Genomic DNA, 26,820 nt, shown 5'->3' on the forward strand with positions numbered 1-26,820 from the left:
TTCATCACACTTATCTGCGTATTTTGATGCGAATTTTTCACAAATCATTGTGCTTTTTATTCCTCGCAGGAATGATTGTTTCCTGCGGTAAAGATGATTCTGAGGTGGAAAAACCTACCGAAGATCTGTCGATTACCTATGCTTATATTGGCGAAACTGCACTTACAGCAAGCGGTGAAAATACAAATGTTGCCATCAACGAAACCATCGAAATCCGCTTTAATACAGCTGTGAATACCGTTTCCGCCGAGTCAAGCATTAATTTATTCGACGCAGATAATAATCCCTTAGTTTTAACTTTTTCCTATTTCAATAATAATCAGTTGGTAAAAGTAGATCATCAGGATTTGGATGAAAATGCAAGTTATACCTTGTCTATTTCATCGGATTTGAAAGGTGCCAACGAAGAAACTTTTAAGGGGCAATCGTATACCTTTTCAACGCTCACAACACCATTGATTTTGGAAAGTGTGCAGATTGATGAAGTAGATTATAATCCGCTAACACGAATTTTAGATATCAACCGCAAGCCGGTTATCCGACTGCAATTTAATTCAGCTGTTTCAAAAGACGATATTTCGCTTTATTCATCGTATTCCAGCAATGGAGCTTCGGTTGCTTCAACATTTGCTCAGGTTGATGAGCAAACAATTTCTGTTGAGATTTTGCAGGAACTCGAAGGTTTTAGTAAGACCGTTTTTGCCATTTCATCAGAAATTGAAAATCGTATTGACCGGCCGTTCGAAGGGCTGGAACTCAATTTTTACACACAAGCCGATACAACTCCAAAATTCCCTGAAATTTCAGATGAAGAATTATTGACGCTGGTTCAGCAGCAGACATTTAAGTATTTCTGGGATTTTGCACATCCGGTTAGTGGAATGGCACGCGAACGAAATACTTCTGCAAATACAGTAACTATCGGCGGATCTGGTTTTGGCGTGATGTCGTTACTGGTGGGGATCGAACGCGGATTTATTACCCGTCAGCAAGGAATCGACCGACTGGAAACGATTGTCGACTTTTTAACTGAAGCAGACCGTTTTCACGGCGTATGGCCGCATTGGATGAACGGCGAAACCGGAAAAACTATTCCGTTTAGCACAAACGACGATGGTGGCGATCTGGTTGAAACTGCCTTTATGATGCAGGGATTATTGACAGTGAGACAGTACCTGAATTCTGGTAATTCGCAGGAATCATCTTTGAAAGATAAGATTAACACGCTTTGGGAAACCATTGAATGGGACTGGTACACGCAAGGTGGACAAGATGTGTTGTACTGGCACTGGTCGGCAAATAACGACTGGGCAATGAATATGAAAATAAGAGGTTGGAATGAAGCGCTTATCATTTACGTTCTGGCTGCTTCGTCGCCAACACATACTATTGGCAAAGATGTTTATTCCAAAGGCTGGGCACAGGATGGCGACATGATGAATACGGGTAACAATTCGTATTACGGTTACACTTTGCCGTTGCGCAGCGACATGGGCGGTCCGTTGTTCTTTTCGCATTATTCGTTCCTTGGACTCGACCCGCGAAATCTTTCCGATCAGTATGCGAACTATTGGGAACAGAATGTTACTCACTCAAAAATAAATCAGGCCTACTGCGCTGATAATCCGCAAAATTATGTGGCCTATTCAGATGAATGTTGGGGACTAACGGCCAGCGATGGTTATTCCGGTTATTCGGCGCACTCGCCAAATAACGACCGGGGCGTTCTTACACCTACCGCAGCGCTGTCGTCAATGCCGTACACACCTGAGGAATCGATGGAAGCTTTACGCTATTTCTACTACACACTTGGAGATAAATTGTGGGGAGAGTATGGATTCTACGACGCTTTTGATTTTACCAACGGCTGGGTGGCTGATTCGTACCTGGCAATCGATCAGGGGCCGATTGTAGTGATGATTGAAAATTACCGGACGAACCTGCTTTGGGACCTGTTTATGTCGTGTCCTGAGGTACAAACCGGATTAACAAAACTTGAATTTACATATTAGAAAATGAAGAAAATTATATTTCCAATACTATTAATTGCACTGATTGGCAGCACGATTTTTTCAGGTTGTAAATCCAACAGCAAAAAGTCGGTTGAAGCGGTGCAGAAAGCAGAAACTTCGCTTGAAGATTCTTTGCTGAATTTGATTCAATACCAAACTTTTCAGTATTTCTGGGACGGTGCAGAACCGGTTTCAGGAATGGCACGCGAACGCATTCACATGGATAATGTGTATCCGCAAAATGATCAGGATGTGGTAACACTTGGTGGATCCGGATTTGGCGTGATGGCCATTTTAGTGGGTATTGAACGCGGTTTTATCACACGCGAGCAGGCACTTGAACGTTTTCAGCAAATTGTTGCTTACCTCGGAAAAGCCGATCGTTTTCATGGTGCATGGCCACATTGGCTTGTTGGACCAACCGGTAAAGTAAAACCTTTCAGCAAAAAAGATGATGGCGGTGACTTGGTGGAAACTGCTTTTATGATCCAGGGATTATTGGCTGTTGCCGAATATTATAAAGGCGGAAACGAAGCAGAGCAGCAGTTGGTAGCCGATATTCAACAATTGTGGGAAGAAGTGGAATGGGACTGGTACACGCAAGGCGAAGATGTGTTGTACTGGCACTGGTCGCCCAATTTCGGTTGGGACATGAACTTTCCGGTGGGTGGTTACAATGAATGCCTGATCATGTATGTTCTGGCTGCTTCATCGCCAACGCATCCGATTTCTGCCGCTGCTTACGATAAAGGCTGGGCCCTTAACGGGGACATTGCAAAAGACACCGTATATTACGGACTGAGTACCGTTCTTAATTTCTACGAACACAATGACGATCCGATCGGTCCACTTTTTTGGGCACATTATTCCTATCTTGGATTGAATCCAAAAGGGCTAAAAGATAAATATGCCGACTACTGGAAACTGAATGTAAATCATGCCACAATACATTATCGTTATGCGCTGGATAATCCAAAAAATTATAAAGGTTATGGCGAAAATCAGTGGGGATTTACTTCAAGCTATTCCATGCGTGGTTATGCAGGTCATCGTCCTGGCGACGGCGATTTGGGAGTGATCTCGCCAACAGCCGCACTTTCATCGTTTCCTTATACACCAAAAGAGTCGATGCAATTTCTGAAATACCTTTATTTGGATGCTGATTCGCTGGTAGGAGAATATGGACCTTACGATGCATACAACCAGACTGAAAACTGGTATTTGCCACGTTATCTGGCCATTGATCAGGGACCGATTCCGGTGATGATTGAAAATTACCGAACTGGACTTTTATGGAACTTATTTATGAAAAACAAAGATGTGCAGGCCGGGCTTGCTAAACTTGGATTTGAAACACCGTAACTGATAGAATAAGAAGCAATGCAAACCTTAAGAAAACTTTTAGGAACTACTTTAATCGCCCTGTTTATATTTAACAGTGGCCGGGCGCAGACTATTGTTCCAAAAACCTATTGCAATCCGATAGACATTGATTACACCTACATGGTTTATAATTCAAGCCGGAATATTTCCTATCGTTCCGGGGCTGATCCGGCGGTAATTGAGTTTCGTGGCGAATACTACATGTTCGTTACCCGCTCGTTTGGTTACTGGCATTCAACCGATTTGGTGAACTGGAATTTTATCAAGCCGCAGCAATGGTTTTTCGAGGGATGTAACGCACCAACTGCTTTCAATTACAAGGATTCGTTGGTCTATTTTGCCGGCGATCCGGCAGGTTACGGAAGTATTCTTTATACCGATGATCCGAAAAGTGGGATGTGGACACCAACGCCGTCCATTTCGAATAACATTCAGGACTCGGAACTTTTTATCGACGACGATGGAAAAACCTATTTGTACTGGGGATCATCAAACGTTTATCCGATTCGTGTTAAAGAATTAAATAAAGATGATCGTTTCCTGGAAACTGGTGTAAAACAAGAGTTGATAAATCTGGTAGAAGAAGAGCACGGCTGGGAACGTTTTGGTGAAAACAACTTCCATCCAACTTTAAAAGAAGGTTACATGGAAGGTGCCTCGATGACCAAACACGACGGCAAATATTACCTGCAATATGCAGCGCCGGGAACACAATTTAATGTTTATGCCGATGGCGTTTACATTGGTGAATCTCCGCTGGGGCCTTTCACGTACATGAAAAACAACCCGATGAGTTTTAAACCGGGCGGTTTTACCAATGGTGCCGGCCACGGAATTACGGTGAAACAAACAAACGGGCAATACTGGCATTTTGGAACCATGGCACTGGCGTCGAATGCTCAGTGGGAACGCCGTCTGTGTATGTTTCCAACCTATTTTGACGACGAGGGATTAATGCATTCGAACACAGCCTATGGCGATTATCCGCGTTTTGGCCCCGATCATCCAACAAAAGCAGGCGAGCACTGTGGCTGGATGTTGTTGTCGTACAAAGGAGAAGTAACTGTGTCGTCGTCCTTACAACAGATAATGAAATTTACCTCAAATACCGATGAGGTTGAGGTACACAAATTACCACTTGAAAAAAACGATAAAGGAGAAATTACGGCCAATGTGCTGACGGATGAAAATCCGAAAACATTTTGGGTGGCCGAAGCCAACAACGATAAACAATGGATAACTATTGAGATGCAGAATCCCGGAAATATTTATGCTTTTCAGCTGAATTTCCATGATTATGAATCGGGAATTTATACACGCACCGAAGGATTACGTCATCGTTTTATCATCGAAGTTTCAAAGGATGGAAATAACTGGCAAACCGTGGTTGACCGAAGAAACAGCTACAAAGATTCTCCTAACGCATACATCACATTGAGCCAGCCGGTTGAAGCAAAATTTGTTCGCTATAAAAACATAGAAGTTCCCGGAAACAACTTTGCCATGAGCGAGATTCGGGTATTTGGTTTGGGACTGGGGAAAAAGCCGGCCGAAGTAAAAGATTTTGAGATAAAACGCGAAGATGACCGTCGCGATATTTCCTTCTCGTGGAAACCGGTGAAAGGTGCACAAGGTTACAATATCCGCTGGGGAATTGCACCCGATAAACTCTACCAGTCGTGGCAACTTTACGATACCAACGAGCATTTTATGCGCTGTCTCGACCGCGACACGCCTTATTATTTTTCAATAGAGGCATTTAACGAAAACGGAATTTCAGTACAAACGGAGCCCGTAAAAATTGATTAGTAACTATAAAACACTTTAGATATGTCACGCTTTTTAACTTTTGTTGCAGTACTATTTTTATTTGCCGCTTGTGGAACACCATCGAGCAACTCGGGTGATTCCGAAATGGATGTTTTTGTTTCAGATCTGATGGCAAAAATGACCATCCAGGAAAAAATCGGACAGTTGAACCTGATTACGCCCGGAGGTGGAATTCCCACCGGATCGGTTGTAAGTACAGGTGTTGAAGAGAAAATAAAAACCGGAAAAGTCGGTGGTATTTTTGGTGTTTACGGACCGGAGAAAACACGTCAGGCGCAGCAATTGGCTGTTGAAGAAAGCCGCCTAGGAATTCCGATGATCTTTGGTTCGGATGTAATCCATGGTTACAAAACCACCTTCCCGCTGCCATTGGGATTGGCCAGTACCTGGGACATGGAACTGATTGAAAAAACAGCTCAGATTGCTGCCAAAGAAGCAACTGCTGATGGTATTTTCTGGAACTTTTCGCCAATGGTTGACGTTTCGCGCGATCCGCGTTGGGGACGTATTTCCGAAGGAGCCGGCGAAGATCCGTATTTAGGGTCTGAAATTGCAAAAGCAATGGTAAACGGTTACCAACAGGATGACCTTACAGCGACAACAACTATGATGGCAACCGTAAAACATTTTGCGTTATACGGAGCAGCTGAAGCCGGTCGCGATTATAACTCTGTAGACATGAGTCACCTGAGAATGTTCAACGAATATTTCCCCCCTTACAAAGCAGCTATCGATGCCGGAGTTGGTTGTGTAATGTCGTCGTTTAACGATGTTGACGGCATCCCGGCAACCGGAAACAAGTGGTTGCTTACTACTGTTTTGCGCGACATGTGGGGATTTGATGGTTTTGTAGTATCCGATTACACTTCGGTAAACGAAATGATCGCACACGGTTTGGGCGATTTGCAAGCGGTTTCAGCACTGTCATTAAAAGCCGGATTGGATATGGATATGGTGGGAGAAGGATTTCTGACCACCCTTGAAAAATCGCTGGAAGAAGGCAAAGTGACAGAGGAAGACATTAATATCGCTTGTCGCCGGATTCTGGAAGCCAAATACAAACTGGGTCTTTTTGAGGATCCGTATCGCTATTTCGATAATGCTCGTCCGGAAAATGATATTTTAACCGCAGAACACCGTAAGGTAGCCAGAGAAGCAGCAGCAAGATCGATGGTACTATTGAAAAACGAAAATCAATTATTGCCATTGAAAAAATCCGGAACTGTGGCTTTGGTAGGTCCGCTGGTTGACAGCCGGAGCAATATGCTCGGAACATGGGCACCAACAGGAGACTTTAATTATGCGGTTACCGTTTTGGAAGGATTCGAAAATGTAGTTGGCAACGATGTAAATATCCTTCACGCCAAAGGCGCTAACATTTGCGATGATCCTGAATTTGCAGCAAAGGTAAATGTGTTTGGTCCGAAGATTTTTATCGACGAACGTTCGCCTGAGACAATGATTCGCGAAGCTGTGTCTGTGTCGCGAAAAGCTGATGTGATTGTAGCGGTTGTTGGAGAAGCTACAGAAATGACAGGCGAATCATCCAGCCGCACAGATATAACAATGCCGCCAAGTCAAAAGAAATTATTGCGCGAACTGGCAAAAACCGGAAAACCGCTGGTTGTGGTAAACATGAGTGGTCGTCCAATGGTAATTGGCGAAGAAGTGGAACTTGCTGATGCTTTCGTGCAAATGTGGCACGCCGGTGTTGAAGGCGGAAATGCACTGCCCGACGTACTGTTTGGCGACTACAATCCATCAGGTAAACTAACGGCAACTTTCCCTGTAAATGTTGGTCAGGTACCTATTTATTACAGCGTTCGGAATACAGGTCGCCCGCAGGATGGCGATACCTTTCAAAAATTTAAGTCGAACTATCTGGATGCGCCAAACTCACCGCTTTTTCCGTTCGGTTATGGGTTGAGTTATACCACTTTTGAATACAAAGATTTGGTACTGGATAAGTCAACATTTAGCAGTATGGAAGAAATAAAAGTATCGGTTTCAGTAACAAATACAGGCGATTTTGATGGGGAAGAAGTGGTGCAGTTGTATGTACATGATAAGGTTGCGTCAATCACTCCACCATTGCGATTGCTTAAAGGATTCCGAAAGGTATTTATTCCAAAGGGCGACACGAAAGAGGTCGTATTTACCCTTCAAGCGGCTGATCTTGCATTTTATCATGCCGACCTTTCGTATTATGCTGAAGCCGGAGAATTTGAAGTTTATGTAGGAGGTGATTCAAACGCCTCGATGGCAACAAAATTTACACTGCAATAAAATACCTAAACCAACTAAAATGAAAAGTTTTTTTGTCATTATTCTTTTTGCATCTGCTTTACTTTTGGGAGCATGCTCGCAAAAGGAGAGTACACCTCAGCGTCCGAATATTATTTTTATCATGAGCGACGATCATGCCTACCAGGCAATTAGCGCCTACGACGATAAATTGATTCAGACGCCAAATATCGACCGGATTGCCGACGATGGAATGTTGTTCACCAACGCCTGTGTTTCCAACTCGATCTGTGCTCCGTCGCGGGCAACAATTCTTACCGGAAAACACACGCACATTCACGGAAAGATCGACAATAACTTTCCTTTCGATACAACGAATGTTACGTTTCCGCAGTTGTTGCACAATGCCGGTTATCAAACGGCCATGTTTGGCAAGTTGCATTTCGGGAACAATCCAAAAGGTTTTGATGAGTTTAAAATCCTTCCAGATCAGGGCGATTATTACAATCCCGATTTTATTACCAACACCGGCGATACAACCATTCATGGGTATGTTACCGATGTGATTACCGATCTTACTCTCGACTGGATGGATAACCGCCGGGATGATGACAAGCCTTTTTTACTGATGTATCTGCACAAGGCACCTCACCGTGAGTGGTTTCCGGCCGAACGTCATTATAAGGAGTTTACCCAAAAGACTTTCCCGGAGCCGGAAACTTTGTTTGATGATTACAAAGGCAGAGGATCGGCAGCGAAAGAAGCCGAAATGAACCTGTTAAAACACATGACGGTTTCGGCCGATAACAAAATTTATCCCGATGTGGCAAAAGAGCTGGGTGTTGAGGAAATGTCGGAATGGGGGTTTAACGTTTTTAAAAGTAAATATGCCCGTTTTACCGATGAGCAAAAAGCCAGCTGGGATGCAGTATACGGTCCGATAAACGAGGAGTTTGCGAAGCTATACCCAACAATGAACGACTCGGCCTTTATGCGCTGGAAATACCAGCGTTATATGCAGGATTACCTCGGTTGTATTGCATCTGTCGACGAGAACGTTGGTCGTTTGCTCGATCATTTAAAAGAACAAGGTCTGGATGAGAATACAATTGTGGTTTATACCTCCGATCAGGGTTTTTACCTGGGCGAACACGGCTGGTTTGATAAACGTTTTATTTACAACGAATCATTCAAAACACCGCTTTTGGTAAAGTGGCCGCATAAGATTGCTCCGGGATCAGTTTCGGATGAAATGGTGCAGAACCTTGATTTTGCCCAAACTTTTCTGGAAGCTGCCGGTATTGAAGCTCCGTCGGATATGCAGGGTGAAAGCCTGATACCACTTTTGGTTGGCGATACTGCTTCCTGGACCCGCGATGCGGTTTATTATCATTACTACGAATATCCGGGTTTCCACATGGTGAAACGCCACTATGGAATTGTAACCACCGATTTTAAACTGGCACATTTCTACTACGATATTGACGAGTGGGAATTGTACGATCGCAAAAATGATCCACTGGAGTTGAATAATGTTTATGATGATCCTGCATACGCTGATGTAGTTGCCACATTGAAAAAACAATTACAGGATATACGTGCACAGTATAAAGATTCTGACGAGTTAGATGAGGCTTTTATTCAAAAGTACAAAGATCGGGGATTGATTAAATAGTAGTCCCATGCAATAGCGCATAAAAAATATACAAAACCAATTTTTGGTTGTGAATATTTTTATTGTGCCATCAATCTTCTTTAGCACTGTTAAGTAGCTTTTGATTTTAGAATGTACGTGAGAGGACTGGCTGTATTTCAATTTAACCAAACAGGCTCATAATATTGATTTTGCTGAAACATTTTAGATTATGCTGGAGGAATGAAATACGTCAAAGATATAAGCTGATTCATTTCTATGATAATATAGATGTTTGGGAGATTTACGATTTAGAAATCGCCCTCCAAGAAAAACATGACAGGTATTGTGATCCGGGTCATACTGAAACAATTGCTAAGTTACAAAAGCGATTAAGAGAGCATAAAAAAAGTATGAGGTTACACAAAAGGAGTTTAAAAGAGCTCTAGAGAATGGAGTTGAACAAAACTAGGAAAACTTTAAACGGATGCGAAAAATAGGTGGAGAGCCTTTGTAATAATAAATATATATAATAAAGTGATGAAAAAATTTTTGATCTCAATTTTGGTTTGTTGCTCGTTTGTTTCGATGGCACAACAGCGAACATATTGTAACCCTATTAATATAGATTATGGTTACACACCTATTCCTAATCTATACGCTCATGGAAAACACAGGGCAACAGCAGATCCTGTAATCGTAAATTTTAAAGGTAAGTACTTTTTATTTTCAACGAATCAATGGGGGTATTGGTGGAGTGAGGATATGTATAACTGGAATTTCGTTCCTCGCAAATTTTTAAAGCCAGACGCCAATGTTTATGATGAATTATGTGCTCCGGCAGCCTTTGTAATGAAAGATGAGATGTATCTTATTGGTTCCACACACGGACCTCATTTTTCATTATTTAAAACCAAGGATGGAACTACAGATGATTGGGAAGTGGCAGTAGAGGATTTTAAGGTTGGAGCCTGGGATCCAGGCTTTTTGTATGACGAAGAAAGGGATAAGTTATATCTATATTGGGGGTCAAGTAATGAATTTCCTCTTTTGGGAACAGAAATTAATATTGAAACGATGCAGTCAGAAGGATTTGTCAAACCTATGATATCCTTGCACCCCGAAGACCATGGTTGGGAACGTTTTGGTGAATATAATGATAATACTTTCTTGCAACCTTTTATGGAAGGTGCTTGGATGACTAAATACAATGGGAAGTATTATTTACAGTATGGAGCTCCAGCTACAGAGTTTAGCGGTTATGCCGATGGCGTTTATGTTAGTGAAGATCCGTTGGATTTAATGAAATATCAAAAACATAATCCATTTGCATATAAACCAGGTGGATTTGCTCGTGGTGCAGGTCATGGTGCTACCTACCAAGATCATTTCGGTAATTGGTGGCATGTATCTACAGTCGTTTTGGGCCAAAAGGATAACTTTGAGCGTCGCATCGGTATTTGGCCTTCAGGTTTTGATAAGGATGATGTCATGTATTGTAATACGGCATATGGTGATTATCCAACTTATTTGCCACAGAATGATGCCGATCACCTTAAAGGACTCTTTACGGGGTGGATGTTGTTGAATTATAACAAACCTGTACAAGTATCATCTACATTAGGGGGTTATACCCCGAACAACGTTGTTGATGAGGATTTAAAAACCTATTGGAGTGCCCAAACAGGAAACAAAGGGGAGTGGTTTCAAACCGATTTGGGTGAGGTGTCATCGATTCATGCCATTCAAATTAATTATGCCGATCAAGATGCTGAATTTGAGGGGAAATCTGTAGGTGTCTCTCATCAGTACAAGATTTATAGTTCAAATGATGGCAAAAAATGGTCTGTTTTAATAGATAAAAGTAAAAACAAAACTGATGTGCCTCATGATTATATTGAATTGGACAAAGCTGCAAAAGCACGTTATTTAAAGATCGAAAATATTCATATGCCAACAGGTAAATTTGCTTTAAGTGGATTTAGGGTTTTTGGAAAAGGTTCAAGTGAAAAACCAAATAAAGTAGAAGATTTCATGGTACTTCGTGCTGATCCCAATAAATATGGAGAACGAAGAAGTTCATGGATTCGTTGGAAACAAAATAATTTGGCTGATGGGTATGTTATTTATTTTGGGAAGGATCCAGATAAACTCTATGGCAGTATAATGGTTTATAACCAAAACGATTATTTTTTTACCGGAATGGATCGGACAGACGCTTATTATTTTCAGATTGAAGCATTCAATAATAACGGAATCAGCAGTAGAACTGAAATTATTAAAGTGGATTAGCCATATAGCCTTGTGATCACATAGTTGCAAAAAAAATAGCCCAATATGCAGTAGCTGTTGTAATAATATTGTGTATGGTTTTTGTAAGAGATGTTAAATAAAGTCGGTTGATAATTCATCCGGCTTTTCTATTTCAAGTGAGCAATTACAAAAATGATCCGCTGGAGTTGAATAATATTTATGATGATCCGGCATACGATGATGTTGTTACGACTTTGACTAAACAATTTTAGGATTTACGCAAACAATACAAAGATTCGGATGAATTGGATGGGCTTTTATTCAAAAGTACAAAGATCGTGGCCTTATAAAATAGAAGGTTGAATAATCTCTGAAAAAGATAATAGGACTTGATTTATTATTTGTCCGGCCAAATACAAAAGGAGTTAAATGAAAGTTTAGCTCCTTTTGTATTGGTTAGCTTACCGGGTTTAGTTTTGCTGATTACTTACTTCTGTTTGTTCGTGTATTGACTCCTCCTGGATTTTATTTTTAGATCGATATTGGTAAGTATTTTATTTGTTGAATTTTCTTCTTCTTAGCCATTTAATTGGCAGGTGGATTCTCTTATTAACACTTTGGTTTGAGTATTGAAGCTGGGCTATTCTGTTTTTTTGATTATCATTGCAATTGAATTTTCATTAACAGATGAAATCACTAACTAACGACATACTACAACTTTTGAATAACCATCAAGAAGCTGCTTTTGAAGTGGTTTTTAAATTGTACTATCCTCGGTTGGTGTATTTTGCAAAAGAATTTGTTCCCGATAGTGAATCGAAAAATCTGGTTCAGGATGCTTTTATTTCCATGTGGGACAAAAAGCCTGAATTCATCAACGAATCGCAGCTGCAAAGCTATTTGTACACCAACGTAAAAAACAACTGTCTAATGTTTTTGCGTCACGAAAAGGTGAAGAAAAAGTACAAATCAGAGGCAGCTTTTCAGAAACAAAATAGTATTTACACCGAAGCTTTATCTGGGCTCGATACTTCTACTGTTACTTTTCAGGAAATAGAATCGATTATTGATAAAACGCTTTCGGAGCTGCCGGATCGTTGTCGCGAGATTTTTGTTTTAAGCCGCATGGAAGGCAAGAAAAACAAAGAGGTGGCCGAAGCTTTGAATATTTCAGTAAAAACTGTTGAGGCACAAATCACCAAAGCCCTGAAAACACTTCGGGTTTCGCTCAAAGATTATCTCCCTTTAGTCGCCTGGCTGCTTTTTAATATAAATCAGTAAAAAAATACCTGCGTAATGTTCAGGTAATTAGTTGTTTGTGTTGGTTGTGGTCAGGAGAATTCAAAAAAATCAAATTTTATTATAGGGTATTTACCTTGTTTGTCATTATAAGGATAACAATAGCAAAATGGATTCGGAAAAACTAATACACAAAATCACAGAGAGTAAGTCGTTAAAAGATTCAGAAGAGCTTTTAGATTACATAAATGAATCGGGGGAGAATACCAAAGAGTATATCCGCTACAAATCGCTTTGGGCGATGCTGCAAACCGGAAGTGAAATGGACGAAGAGACCATTAACAAAGGATATAATGCAGTAAAACGTGGGGTTAAAGGTCGAAGAAATTCAATTCTCCTGAATATTGCAAAATATGCGGCAATCATAATTCTTGCTGTTTCAGCAGGTTATTTGGTTCAGTATGCCGATTTCAATAATAAAATTGCCATGAATGAGATTTTTGTTCCAAAAGGAAACCGTACTTCGGTTGTGTTACCCGATGGTACAAAAGTGTGGCTGAGCAATGGCACAAAGCTGGTTTATCCCGAAAGTTTTGTTGGCGATTTTAGAGATGTGCAACTGGAAGGTGAAGGATTTTTTGAAGTAACACACGATAAAGATCACCCCTTTATTGTAAATGTGGGACAACACCGCATTAAAGTTTTAGGGACAAAATTTGCCGTGGTGGCATACCCCGAAGACGAAGAGGTAAAAGCTGAACTGGTTTCAGGAAAAATTCAATTTGATATTCATTCTGGTGCTACCGAAGAGAGTTACAAGTCTTTTATGGTAAAACCTATGCATAGTTTAGTTTATGACAAAACCTCCGGGAAGGTTTACGAATCAATCATCCCGGATGGTTTTCATGATTACTGGCAAAAAGGAACTTATCGTTTCCGGAATGAAACTTTTGATTCGCTGGCAACAAAGATTGCACGTATCTACAACGTGGAAATCATCTTTAATGACGAAGAACTTAAAACGCGAACTTTTACCGGAACCTTAAGTGTTGACGACAATATTTACACGCTGATGGAGGTATTTAAAAGTGCTTCGGGTAAACCCTTTGAATACTATTTTGACAATGGAAAAATATATATAGACAAATAACTAAAACCAAAGCGTATGTAGTGAACCAAATTTATGAACTAAAAACGGGAAATGCCTGGCCGCACTTCCCGTCTGTCAGGAAACACGCCTAATGTTTCCTTCTGAGAATCAATAAATAAGCCAATCGGCTCTATTATCGAACTTTAACACGTTAAATGTATGAAAAAAACTAACATTTGCAATGGGGGAAGTTGTGTCTCTCATTTCAAAAAACTATTAAGAATTATGAAAATCACATGTTTGCTTGTAGTGATTGCATTTGTGCAAGTTTCGGCCTCCACCTATGCACAATCAACTAAGTTAACATTGGACATGAAAAATGCCAGACTAGCTGAACTATTTGAAGAAATCGAAAAAACCAGTGAATTCCGCTTTTTTTATGACAGTGATGAAATTGATCTGTCGAAAAGAGTATCAATCACTCAAACGAATTCCAATATCGTAGATATTCTGTCGGAAGTTTTTGCTGAAACAGAATATACCTACGAATTAATGGACCGACATATAATTGTCAAACATTCAGAATTATATAATCCTGCCTCCGGAATAGCAATTGCATCACAGCAGAATGAAGTTACGGGTACAGTTACTAGCCGAAGTGGTGAGCCATTGCCGGGTGTAACCGTTGTGGTTAAAGGAACTACAAAAGGTACGGTTACACAGATTGATGGCACATACTCGTTGTCGAATGTAAAACCCGGTGCTATTCTTGTTTTTTCTTTCATCGGTATGGAGACTCAGGAAATCGAGTTAGGCAACCAAACTACTGTTGATGTTGCATTGAGCGAATCAACTATTGGTTTGCAGGAAGTAATTGCTATTGGTTACGGTACACAAAAGAAAGAGTCGTTAACAGGTGCAATTTCTGGTGTTTCGGCAAGCGATATCGAGCAGGTTCCTGCAGCAACAGTTGGATCTGCACTGGCCGGTAAAATCGCCGGTGTTTCTTTCCGTATGCCCGACGGACGTCCCGGTGCACATGCTACCATTCAAATCCGTAACATGGGTGATCCGTTATATGTTATCGATGGAATTCAGAAAGATGCAGGGCACTTTAACAACCTTTCGCCAAACGATATTGAAAGTATTAGCGTACTGAAAGATGCATCGGCTGCAATTTATGGTGTACGTGCAGCAAACGGTGTAGTTGTGGTAACTACCAAACGTGGTAAAAAAGGAACAAAAAATACAATTAATGTAAACGCTTATACCGGATGGCAAAATTGGTCGCGTTTCCCCGAAACTGTTGGTGCTTACGAGTGGATGCTTGGAAAAGCATATTCAGAAATGAACCTTGACGGACATACTAACATTACTCGTGAAGAATTAGACAAATGGCAGGCCGGTACAGAAACCGGTTACCAAAGTTTCGACTGGTACGATTTCATCATTCAGCCAAATGCTCCACAATCATCAGTAAATGTTAGTACTTCAGGTGGATCGGATAAGATTAATTACTATTTGTCGTTAACTCGTCTAGATCAATCTTCTGTTTTAGGTCGCGAGTTTACATTCGGACGTACCAATTTCCAATCGAACCTTGATGCTCAAATCACCGATCGTTTTAAAGTTGGTGTTTCAATAAACGGAAATATCGAGACACGCGATAATCCTGGTGTTCCTGGAGGCGATGATTACTGGGCACCACGTTTTGCTTTGTTCCGCAACCGTCCTACCGAAAGACCTTATGCCAACGACAATCCGGAATATATAAACAACATCGGTCACATGGCCGAAAACTGGGGATTGTTAACTAAAGAAAATTCTGGTTACTGGACCGAAGACTGGCGTGCGCTTCAAATGAACTTTGTGGCAGAGTACGACATTCCAATCGACGGATTGACTTTTAAAGGAACATATTCATATTTCATCAAAGACCGCATTATGAACGGTCACGAATACACTTACGAGGCTTATTCGTATTTCCCTGAAACCGATGAGTACAAAGTAACTTTCTCGATGATGAATCCATGGCGCGAGCGTGGTACACACAAACAATTTGAGAATGTACTGATCGGTCAGTTGGATTACGTGAAATCATTTGGCGATCATAACATTGCAGCTACTGTTGCAAACGAGCGTATCGAGCGTCGCGATCTGGATGTTTGGGTACATGCCGTTCCTAAAACCAACGCACTTCCGCTGATCCAGTTTCCTGACATGGATACTTACGATGACAGAGATTATGAAAGTGCACGTATTGGTTACATTGGCCGTTTTAATTACAACTATGCTAATAAATACTATTTCGAATTCGCAAGTAGGTATGATGCCTCATGGAAATTTGTATCAAGCAATCGTTGGGGATTCTTCCCATCGGTTTCGGGAGGTTGGAGAATTACAGAAGAAAATTTTGCTAAAGCGCTATTAGGCGAAAGCTCATTTAACCTGAAAATACGTGGATCGTATGGTGAGTTGGGTGATGATAATGTAGGCATTGGCGATTTCGATTATCTGACCGGTTACAATTATGCATCTCAGGCAGTTGTAATGGATGGCGAAATTATTACCGGAGCCCGCGACCGTGGTGTGCCAATTACATCAATTTCGTGGTATACCAGTAGAATATTGGATATTGGTGCCGACTGGTCGTTATACAACGGAAAGCTGAGTGGTACGGTTGATTATTTCCACCGTAAACGCGATGGTTTGCGTGGTAGAAAATATGATATCCTGGTGCCAAACGAGTTGGGATACAGCCTTCCAGATGAGAACGTAAACAGCGATGCTACAATGGGGGGTGAAATGTCGATCGCTTACGATGGTAATGTTGGCGATTTCCATTACTCAGTAGGAGGTAATGTGTCGTACGCAAGAAATAAATTCCTTGAGTCGTATAAACCCCGTTTTGGTAACTCGTGGGACCACTACCGTAATTCACAGGAAGATCGCTGGACAGGAACTTTCTGGGGTTATGAAGTTATTGGCCAGTTCGAGTCGTTCGAACAAATTAACAGCTGGCCGGTAAACAACGACGGAGTTGGAAATCGCGATATGCTTCCTGGTGATTTGATTTACAAAGACGTTAATGAAGACGGCGTTATCAACGGGCTGGACGAACGTCCAATCGGTTTCCCAAGAGATCGTAACCCGATTGTAAACTTTGGTATTAATCTGGCAGCTCAGTACAAAGGATTTGATATGCGGGCTGATTTTTCAGGTGGTTCGGTTTATTCGTACAACCAAAACTGGGAAATGCGCTGGCCATACCAAAATACCGGTAACTTGTTAAAACAATTTTACGACGACCGCTGGCATCGCGAAGATCCTTACGATCTTAACAGTGCCTGGGTACCCGGACGTTATCCTGCTCTACGTTTTAATACAGGATGGCATAATAACTACAATAAACAATCAACTTTCTGGCTTACTAATGCAAGGTACATAAGACTACGTACGTTTGAAATTGGTTATACATTACCTGAAAAACTGATTGCAAAAGTTGGAATGCAACGTTGCCGACTATATGTGAATACATACAACCTGTTTTCGCTTGACAACGTGAAAAGCTTAGGTGTTGAACCGGAGATTATGGATCAGAACGGATTACAGTATCCGCAAAACAGTATGGTAAATGTGGGTGTAAATCTTTCATTCTAAACTTTAAAACTGAATTGACATGAAAAATAAGATATTATATATACTGATAATTCTACTGGCCTTCAATTGGGGCTGTAATGATGAAAACTTCCTTGACAGGGAGCCAACTGACATTCTTTTGGATGATCAGGTGTGGGGAGATCAAGCACTGATTTTATCGGTAGTAAGTGACCTTTATTTTAGAATTCCGGAGTATCAATCTGCTCAGGGATGGTGGAATTTTGCCGATTTCGACGAAGCTTTTGCTTCAAACTTTGGCGATTACTGGCGTCATAAAAACAACGACTGGGGATATGGCGAATGGAGCCTTTGGAATTACGATTATATCCGCGAGATCAACCTGTTTATTCAAAAGGCCGAATCAGATTTAACTGATGAACTTGATCCTGCAGTAAAAGCACGTTTTATTGCTGAAGGTCGTTTCCTTAGAGCCAATGCTTATTTCGAATTAGTAAAACGTATGGGTGGTGTTCCGCTAATTCTGGAACCAATGGAATACGATTTTAGCGGCGATGCTTCTTATCTGCAACATCCACGTGCAAAAGAGGCTGAAGTTTATGATTTTGTGCTTAGCGAACTGGATGCTATTAAAGGCGATCTTCCAAACGATGTAAATATAAAAAGTCGCGCTACCCAAGGTCTTGCATTGGCAATGAAAGCACGTGTGGCAATTTATGCTGCATCAATTGCAAAATATGGTGCAACTACACCAAACGTTAGTTTGCCTGGTGGAGAAGTGGGTATCGATGCAGGCCTTGCCAATGGTTATTACAATCAGGCTTTAACTGCTGCCAAAGAGTTGATCAATAGCGGAACCTATTCGCTTTACAACAAAAAAGAAGACTTGTCGGAAAACTTCGCCAATATTTTTATTGATAAAGCAAATAATCCGGAAGTAATTTTTGTTCGCGACTATGTACAGAGCGAGCGTAACGATGGTAGAGCAAATAACTGGACACTTTGGAATCAACCATGGTCGGGTGCCGAAGATTTGGAAGGTGGACGTACCAATCCTTCATTAAACCTGGTTCAATCATTCGAAATGTTGGATAATAGTTTTGCTACTTTCCAAACAACTACTGAAGAAGGTGATTATATTTTCTTCGACGATCCGATTGATATGTTTGCAGGCCGCGATGCTCGTTTAGCAGGAACGGTAATTCTTCCCGGATCGAAATTCAAAGGTAAAGACCTTGATATCTGGGCTGGTTATCAATTGGCTGACGGAAGTATTGTTACAGGCGATGAGTTTGGTCAGCGCAAAGTATTGCCGGGTTCTGAAACACCGGTGCAGGTAGTTGGTTTCGACGGACCAATCGACGGACGCGAATTCAGCGCACAAAGTGGTTTTTATGTACGCAAGCACATGGATGTGAATACAGGTTCTGGTCAGCGTGGATTAAAATCCGACAGATGGTGGGTGCGTTACCGTTTGGCTGAAACTTACCTGATTGCTGCCGAGGCTGCATTTGAGTTGGGTAACGCAGGCGACGCTGCCGGTTACATGAACACCGTTCGAAGTCGCGCAGGTTTTACAACTGATTTAACTGCCGACGATATTACTTTCGACCGTATTGTACACGAGCGCAGAGTGGAGCTGGCTTTTGAAGGTCACCAACTTTGGGATATGAAACGCTGGCGTTTGGCACACATCGTTTTCAATGGCGAGCAAGCTGATTTAACTGATCAGCCGTGGAAAGCCGATGAGGTTAGCACACGCGTATTTGGTTTGTGGCCATACAAATACCACGAACCGGGAAGTGCGAACGATGGTAAATGGATTTATAAACAAGTGTTGCCGGGACAGGTAACCGGAGCCGATCGTTTCCGCTTAGGTAACTACTATTCGTTTATTAACGACGATATCAGAAATAACAATCCGCAAATTGTTAAGAACCCTAATCAATAACCTTTAAAGGAGAATACAATGAAGAAGTTAAAATTTATATTCACACTGCTTGTTGCTACTGCGATTTTCGCATCGTGCGACTGGGATAACTACGACGAACCGGAATCATTCCTGAAAGGAACTATTGTATACAACGGCGAGCCGATTAATGTAAGTTACAACGATGTAAACTTCCAGCTTTGGGAGCCGGGATGGGAATTGTCGTATCCTATAAATGTTGTTATTGATCAGGACGGAACTTACTCAGCGCTGTTGTTCAACGGCAGCTACAAACTGGTTTTCCCTGACGGACAAGGCCCGTTTCGTACTGTTGGAGCAGATACGCTTGATGTTAATTTGAACGGAGATCAGAATATGGACATCGAAGTGGAGCCATATTACATGATTCGTAATGCACAGTTTTCGACTTCAGGCGGAAATGTAACAGCTACTTTCCAGGCCGAAAAAATCATTACTGATGCTGATGCCCGAGATATTGAGCGCGTAAATCTATACATAAATAAAAGTCAGTTTGTTGATTTCAGAACAAATATTGCCAGCACCGAAATTGGTGGTGGCGACATTGCCGATGCAAACTCTATCAGCATGTCGGTTGCAGTTCCTGAAATTACACCAACACAAAATTATGTGTATGCCCGTGTGGGATTAAAAGTTGCCGGACGTGAAGATATGATCTTCTCGTCGGTACAAAGAATAGATCTATAACCAACTATTTGTTGAGGTTGTCCCGGTGATTGTGCCGGGATAACTTCATTGACAGCCTTTTTTATTTAAACCAACTATTTTTCATTTTAATCTGAAATCAATGTTTAGAATACAATTTTGCGGTATTGTTTCAATACTAGCCTTACTATTTATTGCCTGTTCGCCAACCGAAAAAGTGAACGAAAAAGTTAACAAAGAATCGTTCAGGGCACCGTCTTATCCCCTAATTACAATCGATCCATACACCAGTGCTTGGTCAAATGCCGATCAGCTTTTCGATGCTCCGGTAACTCACTGGACCGGAAAAACTCACTCATTAATCGGGGCATTAAAAGTAGATGGCGAAGTTTATCGTTTCCTTGGAAAAGAAGTTATTCCACCAAAAGTTGTTTTGCCCATGGCAAATTACGAACAATGGGAAGGCAGTTATACGGAAAAACAACCAGCGGAAGGCTGGGAATTGGCGGGTTTTAACGATTCAACATGGAAAATTGGAAAAGGTGCTTTTGGTACTTCAGGAATGCCGGCTCTGGCAACACAGTGGGAAAGTAAGGACATTTGGGTGCGACGCTCGTTTCAATTGCCTGATGAATTGGGTGTTGAAGATATCTACCTGATTTACTCGCACGATGATATTTTTGAATTGTACCTGAATGGAGAGCAGCTGGTAAAAACCGAATATGAATGGCATAATAATGTGCTTCTAAAATTAGATCGGGCGAAATTAAAGCTCGGAGAAGAAAACGTAATAGCAGCACATTGTCATAACCGCACCGGTGGAGGTTATGTCGATTTTGGAATTATTCAGGAACGGAAAGAAAAAGAAATTTTTGCAACAGCTGCAATTCAAACTAGTGTTGACATTACGGCAACAGCTACAAAATATAATTTCACTTGCGGACCGATCGATCTTCAACTTTCATTCGTATCGCCTTTATTACCCAATGATCTTGATTTGTTATCGCGTCCGGTAAATTACATTAATTACGAAATTGAGGCCAACGACAACAAAAAACACGATGTTCAGATTTATATCGAGACTACTCCCGAATGGGCGGTAAACGATTTAAGCCAGGAAGTAATTTTAACCACTGGAGCTCAGCAAAATATTAGCTGGGTAAAAGCCGGAACTGTAGAGCAGCCGGTTTTAGAAAAGAAGGGTGACAATGTGAGAATCGACTGGGGTTATCATTATCTGGCAACTGCCGATAAACCTGAAACTGCGGTTCGTATTGGCGACTATTTACTTTCGAAAAAACAATTTACAAACAACGAATTACCGGAAGGTGGCGTTGATGAATTTACCACAAAAATGAGCCAGTCGATGCCGGCCCTTATTTATACTGAAAACCTGCAGGAGGTAAGCGACCAGTCAAAAAGTGGTTATGTAATGCTGGCATACGACGATATTGAATCCATCCAGTATTTTGGCGACAACTTAAAAGCCTGGTGGACAAAAAACGGAGCAGTAAGTATTGAGGATGCTTTAAAAGCTGCTGTTGTTGAACGCGACAATGTTCTTTCGCGCTGTGCTAAGCTCGATCAGGAAATCTATTCTGAAGCATTTAAAGCTGGCGGCGAAAATTACGCGAAACTTTGCGAGCTGGCATTCCGTCAATCGATCGCTGCACATAAACTGGTAAAAGATACAAAAGGAAACATCCTTTTCCTTTCTAAAGAAAATTTCAGCAACGGTTCTATCGGAACGGTTGATGTTACCTATCCTTCAGCACCGTTATTCCTGAAATATAATCCTGATTTGCTAAAAGGAATGTTGAATCCGATCTTCTACTATTCTGAAAGCGGCAAGTGGAAAAAGCCTTTTGCCGCTCACGATGTAGGTACTTATCCGTTGGCAAACGGACAAACCTATGGTGGCGATATGCCCGTTGAGGAATGTGGTAACATGATCATTTTAGCCACTGCGATTGCTGATGCAGAAGGAAATGCCGACTATGCGGCCGAATATTGGGATGTTTTAACAGTTTGGGCAAATTACCTGCTCGAAAATGGTCTCGATCCTGAGAATCAATTGTGTACCGACGACTTTGCCGGTCACTTTGCACACAACGTAAACTTGTCGGCAAAAGCAATAATGGGAATTGCCGGATACGGAAAATTGGCAGCCAAGTTAGGGAAAAACGATATTGCAGAGAAATATACTTCTGAAGCAAAAAGTATGGCGCAGGAATGGATAAAAATGGCCGACGATGGCGACCATTATCGTTTGACATTCGACAAGCCCGGAACCTGGAGCCAGAAATATAATTTGGTTTGGGATAAACTGCTGAATTTGGGGATCTTCCCGGAAGAAGTGGCTCAAACAGAAATTGCTTATTACCTTACCAAACAAAACAAATACGGCTTGCCGCTTGATAATCGCAGAACTTATACAAAATCAGACTGGATTATTTGGACAGCTACGTTGGCTGATGACAAGGCAACTTTCGAAAAGTTTATCGATCCGTTGTATGGGTTAGTAACCGAAACACCTGATCGTGTTCCAATGTCCGACTGGTATGAAACACCCGATGCTAAACAGGTTGGTTTTCAGGCACGCTCGGTAGTTGGCGGATATTTTATAAAAATGTTGGAAAAATAGGCGAATGAAGAATACGCTTTTCATATTTATACTCGTGATTTGGGCATTGCAATCCAATGCCCAATCACAGGTTCCGCTTGGCGATCCATTCATTTTATATCACGAAGGTGCTTACTATGCATACGGAACGCATTCGCCTTATGGAATTACAGTTTACGTTTCTGATGATTTGAAAAACTGGAAAATACCTGCAGAGGCAAAAAATGGTCTGGCGTTACATAAAGATGATGTGTACGCCGAACAGCGTTTTTGGGCTCCTGAAGTATATTTTGTAAACGATCAGTTCTACATGTACTTTTCGGCTGATGAACACATTTGTGTGGCAACGGCTGACAGTCCGCTTGGCCCGTTTAAACAGGATGTGAAAAAGTCGATGATTGAAGATGAGAAGTGTATCGATAACTCACTTTTTATCGACGACGACGGAAAAGCATATCTTTCTTTCGTAAGGTTTACTGATGGAAATGCCATCTGGATTGCAGAACTGGAAGAGGATTTAAAGACATTGAAAATGGAAACCATAACGCCATGTTTACATGTTTCGCAGGATTGGGAAAAGGAGATGGCACGTGTTAACGAAGGTTCATTCATTGTAAAGCACAATGGAATTTATTACATGAGTTACTCTGCGAATCATTTCGAGAGTCCAAATTACGGTGTTGGATTTGCCACTGTGAAGAATATTATGGGGCCGTGGGAAAAGTATGATCAAAATCCAATCTTACAAAAACCTGACGGATTGATAGGAGTGGGGCACAGTGCCATGTTCAGAGACAAGGACGGGGAGTTGCGAATTGTTTTTCATTCGCATCACGACGATCATAAAATTCATCCACGCCTGATGCACATCGGCAGCGTCTACTTTGAGAATGTAAATGGAGAAGAAGTAATGAAAATTGGCGATGATATTCTTACACCAACCCTGGAAACAAAATAAAATGAATTTGAAGATTTACATAACACTTTTTTTACTGGTAATTTTTACCGCTTGTGCGAAAAGCGAGAACCCGCCCGCTGAAACGGATTCGGTAGAGACAACCTTCGCCAACCCGGTTTGGGATGGTGCCGATCCGTGGATGGTAAAACAGGGAGACGATTACATTTATTGTTTTTCCATTAACAACGGTATTGCGGTTTCGAGTTCCAAATTCATGACCAAAAGAAATAAGGCGGAATACATTTGGAAAGCACCTGCATCGGGTTGGAACAGCAACTGTGTTTGGGCGCCCGAGATTCATTTTATCGATGGACACTGGTATGTTTATTATGCTGCCGGCGTTTCTGGACCACCTTTTATTCATCAGCGAACAGGGGTTTTGCGCTCGGTAAACGATAATGTTTATAGCGAGTATGAAGATATGGGGATGTTAAATACAGGCGACGATCCGGATGATATTTCGAAAAACATCTGGGCTATTGACATGACAGTGCTTGAACATAAAGGGAAACTGTATGCGATATGGTCGGGTTGGCTGGAGCAAATGGAAACTGATGCTACATCTCAGCACCTTTATATTCAGGAAATGGAAAATCCGTACACCTTGAAAGGTAAACGCGTTTTATTATCATCGCCACAAGAAACTTGGGAAACCGGTGGTCCACTCGATTTAAATGAAGGTCCTCAGGTTTTGAAACATGATGAAAAGGTATTTATCGTTTACAGCTGTCGCGAGTCGTGGCTGAAAGAATATCGACAGGGAATGTTGCAGCTAATAAATCCGGATGCCGATCCGCTCGATCCTGAAAGTTGGATTAAAACAGGTCCCGTTTTCGAAGGAAATAATTCGGTATACGGTGTTGGGCATGTTTCATTTGTAAAATCACCCGACGAAACAGAGGACTGGATTATTTATCACTCGAAAAAAACGACGGAACCCGGTTGGGATCGCGATGTGCGAATGCAACCTTTTAACTGGAATGCCGATGGAACTCCTGATTTTGGAGAAGTGGTAAGAGCCGGCGAAGCGATACAACGTCCATCGGGAGAAGTAGAAATAGAACAAAATCAAATAAACGAATAAAATGAAACGAACAGGAATTTATCTTTTGGCAATAATGCTGGTTTTGGGCGTTGCCTGCCAGTCGAAAAAAGAAACACAGGAAGCTACCGAAGCAAAAACAGCTGAAACGGTTTCGAAAAAATGGACACAGGAACAAGCTGATGCCTGGGCCGAAGAAAATGGTTGGTTACGGGGAAGTAACTTTAATCCGAGTACTTCAATTAACCAGTTGGAAGTTTGGCAGGCTGAAACTTTTGATCCTGAAACCATTGATCGCGAACTGGGGTGGGCCGAAGAAATTGGCTTGAATTGCATGCGCGTTTACTTGCACCACGTAGCCTGGGAAGTTGATAAAGACGGATTTAAAGATCGCATGGATCAGTACCTCGACATTGCGGATAGCCACGGTATAAAAACCATTTTTGTGTTTTTCGACGATTGCTGGAATGCCACTTATCAGGCCGGCAAACAACCCGATCCTAAACCGGGCGTTCATAACTCTGGTTGGGTGCGCGATCCGGGAGATTTGATTTACGAAGATGAGACTCTGGTAAATGTTTTGGAAGCGTACGTAAAAGATGTTCTAACTACGTTTAAAGATGATAAGCGAATTGCCATTTGGGATTTATACAACGAACCCGGAAACTCAGGATACGGAAATCGTTCAATGCCTCTGTTGAAAAACGTATTCAACTGGGCCTGGGAAATTCGTCCGTCGCAACCGGTTTCGGCAGGTGTTTGGAATGCTTCGTTAACTGACTTGAATAAATTTCAGCTGGAAAATTCCGATATCATCACGTATCACAATTACGAAGGTCCGGAGCAACATCAGGCAGCTATCGACACCTTAAAAACCAGAGGCCTGCCAATGGTTTGTACTGAGTATATGGCACGAAGAAACAATAGCTATTTCCAGAATATTATGCCAATTCTACACAAAGAAAATATTGGCGCAATTAACTGGGGATTGGTTGCCGGAAAATCAAATACAAAATATGCATGGGACGAACCAATTCCAGATGGATCGGAGCCGCCACTTTGGTTTCACGAGATTTTCCATCCCGATGGAACTCCTTACAGCCAGGAAGAGGTTGATGTAATAAAAAGTTTAACCGGCGTAAATTAGTTTTACTAATATTTAAACCAGCAGTAATGACCAGACGATTTTATTTGTTCCTCATCGTAATTGTTTCTTTTCTTCAAGGATGTCAGCCTCAAACTTCAGCATTGAAAATTGAGAATCCGCTACCTGTAGAGTTTGGCGATCCATATATTCTGAAGGCATCGGATGGAACGTATTACATGATTGGAACCGGCGGTGTAAAAGACGGCTTTAAAATGTATTCGTCTACCGATTTACAAAACTGGAAAGACGAAGGGCGCATTTACCAGGGGAACACGAACGACTCGTGGAATATTGCCAATTTTTGGGCTCCGGAGTTGTACGAAAAAGATGGTAAGTTTTACCTGCTGTTTAGTGCCGATTGGCGTGAGAATCCAACCAATGAACTCGAAAATTTCCGAATTGGAGTCGCCGTCGCCGATAATCCTACAGGGCCATATACCGATTTAATGGGTCGCCCGATTTTTGACCCGGGATACCCGGTAATCGATGGAAACCTATTGTTTGAAGATGGAAAGACTTACCTGTATTATTCACGTTGTTGCTACAAAAATCCTGTTGAAAGTGAAGTGGCCGATTGGGCTCGCGAACAAGGACTTTTCGACGAAATTGAAGAGAGCTGGGTATATGGCGTAGAAATTGAAAACGATTTTTCGGGAATAATCGGCGAGCCGAAATTATTGCTGCGTCCTCCGGTAAAAATGGATGATCAGCAAGCAGAATGGGAGAGCCGATCGGTAACTTCGGGCGAGGTAAACCGCCGCTGGACGGAAGGTTCGTACATTATTAAAAATGAAGATACCTATTACATGATGTACTCTGCTAACTATTTTGGCGGAAAGAATTACGCTGTTGGTTATGCAACCTCACAATCTCCACTAGGGCCTTTTAAAAAGGCCGATAATAATCCTGTTTTACAGAAAAATGTAGAACAGGGTGGGGTGGTAACCGGTACCGGTCATAATTCAATAACGATGGCTCCTGATGGGAAAACCATGCTTTGTGTTTATCACGGAAGAACTTCAGAAACAGGTGATGAACGTGTAGTTTTTATCGATCCGATGGAAATAACCGCAGATGGGAAGCTTGTAGTTCACGGACCTACTACCAAATACGATTAATCATCTGAATAGAACT

Annotated in this window: 17 protein-coding genes; all 17 read left to right on the forward strand. The window is 41.7% G+C overall.

All coding sequences use genetic code 11. The features are described from left to right. Positions 1–71: 71 nt before the first annotated feature. The 17 genes from SLH46_RS07395 (at position 72) to SLH46_RS07470 (ending at position 26,804) form a co-directional block, all read left to right on the forward strand. Positions 72–2,012, forward strand: a complete 1,941-nt coding sequence (locus SLH46_RS07395) for a glucoamylase family protein (protein WP_320280532.1) — start codon at positions 72–74, stop codon at positions 2,010–2,012. A 3-nt stretch (positions 2,013–2,015) separates the two neighbouring features. Then, positions 2,016–3,374 carry a glucoamylase family protein gene (locus SLH46_RS07400; protein WP_320280533.1) on the forward strand — a complete coding sequence of 453 codons (1,359 nt, stop codon included), beginning with the start codon at positions 2,016–2,018 and terminating at the stop codon, positions 3,372–3,374. An 18-nt stretch (positions 3,375–3,392) separates the two neighbouring features. Then, positions 3,393–5,204 (forward strand): family 43 glycosylhydrolase, encoded by a 1,812-nt coding sequence (locus tag SLH46_RS07405; RefSeq protein WP_320280534.1) that lies wholly within the window; start codon positions 3,393–3,395, stop codon positions 5,202–5,204. Between the two features lie 21 nt (positions 5,205–5,225). After that, positions 5,226–7,511: a beta-glucosidase BglX gene (gene bglX / locus SLH46_RS07410; RefSeq protein WP_320280535.1), complete on the forward strand. Its 2,286-nt coding sequence runs from the start codon at positions 5,226–5,228 to the stop codon at positions 7,509–7,511. Between the two features lie 19 nt (positions 7,512–7,530). After that, on the forward strand, positions 7,531–9,144 hold the full coding sequence (locus tag SLH46_RS07415; RefSeq protein ID WP_320280536.1) for a sulfatase family protein: 1,614 nt from the start codon (positions 7,531–7,533) through the stop codon (positions 9,142–9,144). A 170-nt stretch (positions 9,145–9,314) separates the two neighbouring features. Then, positions 9,315–9,551 (forward strand): sulfatase/phosphatase domain-containing protein, encoded by a 237-nt coding sequence (locus tag SLH46_RS21670; protein ID WP_442873555.1) that lies wholly within the window; start codon positions 9,315–9,317, stop codon positions 9,549–9,551. Between the two features lie 91 nt (positions 9,552–9,642). Next, positions 9,643–11,394 carry a discoidin domain-containing protein gene (locus SLH46_RS07420; RefSeq protein WP_320280537.1) on the forward strand — a complete coding sequence of 584 codons (1,752 nt, stop codon included), beginning with the start codon at positions 9,643–9,645 and terminating at the stop codon, positions 11,392–11,394. Positions 11,395–12,042: 648 nt separating this feature from the next. After that, the gene (locus SLH46_RS07425) at positions 12,043–12,636 is read left to right on the forward strand and encodes an RNA polymerase sigma-70 factor (protein ID WP_320280538.1); all 594 of its coding nucleotides are present in this window, start codon (positions 12,043–12,045) and stop codon (positions 12,634–12,636) included. A gap of 127 nt (positions 12,637–12,763) precedes the next feature. Continuing rightward, entirely contained in the window at positions 12,764–13,744 is a 981-nt protein-coding gene (locus SLH46_RS07430; RefSeq protein ID WP_320280539.1) for a FecR family protein, read from the forward strand. Between the two features lie 225 nt (positions 13,745–13,969). Beyond that, positions 13,970–17,344 (forward strand): TonB-dependent receptor, encoded by a 3,375-nt coding sequence (locus tag SLH46_RS07435; RefSeq protein WP_320280540.1) that lies wholly within the window; start codon positions 13,970–13,972, stop codon positions 17,342–17,344. 19 nt (positions 17,345–17,363) lie between these two features. Continuing rightward, positions 17,364–19,253 carry a RagB/SusD family nutrient uptake outer membrane protein gene (locus SLH46_RS07440; protein ID WP_320280541.1) on the forward strand — a complete coding sequence of 630 codons (1,890 nt, stop codon included), beginning with the start codon at positions 17,364–17,366 and terminating at the stop codon, positions 19,251–19,253. Between the two features lie 18 nt (positions 19,254–19,271). Further along, positions 19,272–19,958 carry a DUF3823 domain-containing protein gene (locus tag SLH46_RS07445; RefSeq protein WP_320280542.1) on the forward strand — a complete coding sequence of 229 codons (687 nt, stop codon included), beginning with the start codon at positions 19,272–19,274 and terminating at the stop codon, positions 19,956–19,958. 100 nt (positions 19,959–20,058) lie between these two features. Beyond that, positions 20,059–22,560, forward strand: coding sequence for a glutaminase family protein (locus tag SLH46_RS07450; protein ID WP_320280543.1), 2,502 nt, complete (start codon positions 20,059–20,061; stop codon positions 22,558–22,560). 4 nt (positions 22,561–22,564) lie between these two features. Then, on the forward strand, positions 22,565–23,497 hold the full coding sequence (locus SLH46_RS07455) for a glycoside hydrolase family 43 protein (RefSeq protein ID WP_320280544.1): 933 nt from the start codon (positions 22,565–22,567) through the stop codon (positions 23,495–23,497). A 1-nt stretch (position 23,498) separates the two neighbouring features. Beyond that, complete coding sequence (locus SLH46_RS07460; protein ID WP_320280545.1) at positions 23,499–24,581, forward strand: glycoside hydrolase family 43 protein; 1,083 nt, start codon at positions 23,499–23,501, stop codon at positions 24,579–24,581. Between the two features lies 1 nt (position 24,582). Beyond that, positions 24,583–25,686: a cellulase family glycosylhydrolase gene (locus SLH46_RS07465; protein WP_320280546.1), complete on the forward strand. Its 1,104-nt coding sequence runs from the start codon at positions 24,583–24,585 to the stop codon at positions 25,684–25,686. Between the two features lie 26 nt (positions 25,687–25,712). Next, entirely contained in the window at positions 25,713–26,804 is a 1,092-nt protein-coding gene (locus SLH46_RS07470; RefSeq protein ID WP_320280547.1) for a glycoside hydrolase family 43 protein, read from the forward strand. Positions 26,805–26,820: the final 16 nt, after the last annotated feature.

Origin of the sequence: Draconibacterium sp. IB214405, from assembly GCF_033963885.1 — a bacterium.
Lineage (GTDB): Bacteria > Bacteroidota > Bacteroidia > Bacteroidales > Prolixibacteraceae > Draconibacterium.

Coding starts and splice junctions, on each gene's coding strand:
- SLH46_RS07395 (WP_320280532.1), top strand. CDS start 72: ATGATTGTTTCCTGCGGTAAAGATGATTCTGAGGTGGAAAAACCTACC.
- SLH46_RS07400 (WP_320280533.1), top strand. CDS start 2,016: ATGAAGAAAATTATATTTCCAATACTATTAATTGCACTGATTGGCAGC.
- SLH46_RS07405 (WP_320280534.1), top strand. CDS start 3,393: ATGCAAACCTTAAGAAAACTTTTAGGAACTACTTTAATCGCCCTGTTT.
- bglX (WP_320280535.1), top strand. CDS start 5,226: ATGTCACGCTTTTTAACTTTTGTTGCAGTACTATTTTTATTTGCCGCT.
- SLH46_RS07415 (WP_320280536.1), top strand. CDS start 7,531: ATGAAAAGTTTTTTTGTCATTATTCTTTTTGCATCTGCTTTACTTTTG.
- SLH46_RS07420 (WP_320280537.1), top strand. CDS start 9,643: ATGAAAAAATTTTTGATCTCAATTTTGGTTTGTTGCTCGTTTGTTTCG.
- SLH46_RS07425 (WP_320280538.1), top strand. CDS start 12,043: ATGAAATCACTAACTAACGACATACTACAACTTTTGAATAACCATCAA.
- SLH46_RS07430 (WP_320280539.1), top strand. CDS start 12,764: ATGGATTCGGAAAAACTAATACACAAAATCACAGAGAGTAAGTCGTTA.
- SLH46_RS07435 (WP_320280540.1), top strand. CDS start 13,970: ATGAAAATCACATGTTTGCTTGTAGTGATTGCATTTGTGCAAGTTTCG.
- SLH46_RS07440 (WP_320280541.1), top strand. CDS start 17,364: ATGAAAAATAAGATATTATATATACTGATAATTCTACTGGCCTTCAAT.
- SLH46_RS07445 (WP_320280542.1), top strand. CDS start 19,272: ATGAAGAAGTTAAAATTTATATTCACACTGCTTGTTGCTACTGCGATT.
- SLH46_RS07450 (WP_320280543.1), top strand. CDS start 20,059: ATGTTTAGAATACAATTTTGCGGTATTGTTTCAATACTAGCCTTACTA.
- SLH46_RS07455 (WP_320280544.1), top strand. CDS start 22,565: ATGAAGAATACGCTTTTCATATTTATACTCGTGATTTGGGCATTGCAA.
- SLH46_RS07460 (WP_320280545.1), top strand. CDS start 23,499: ATGAATTTGAAGATTTACATAACACTTTTTTTACTGGTAATTTTTACC.
- SLH46_RS07465 (WP_320280546.1), top strand. CDS start 24,583: ATGAAACGAACAGGAATTTATCTTTTGGCAATAATGCTGGTTTTGGGC.
- SLH46_RS07470 (WP_320280547.1), top strand. CDS start 25,713: ATGACCAGACGATTTTATTTGTTCCTCATCGTAATTGTTTCTTTTCTT.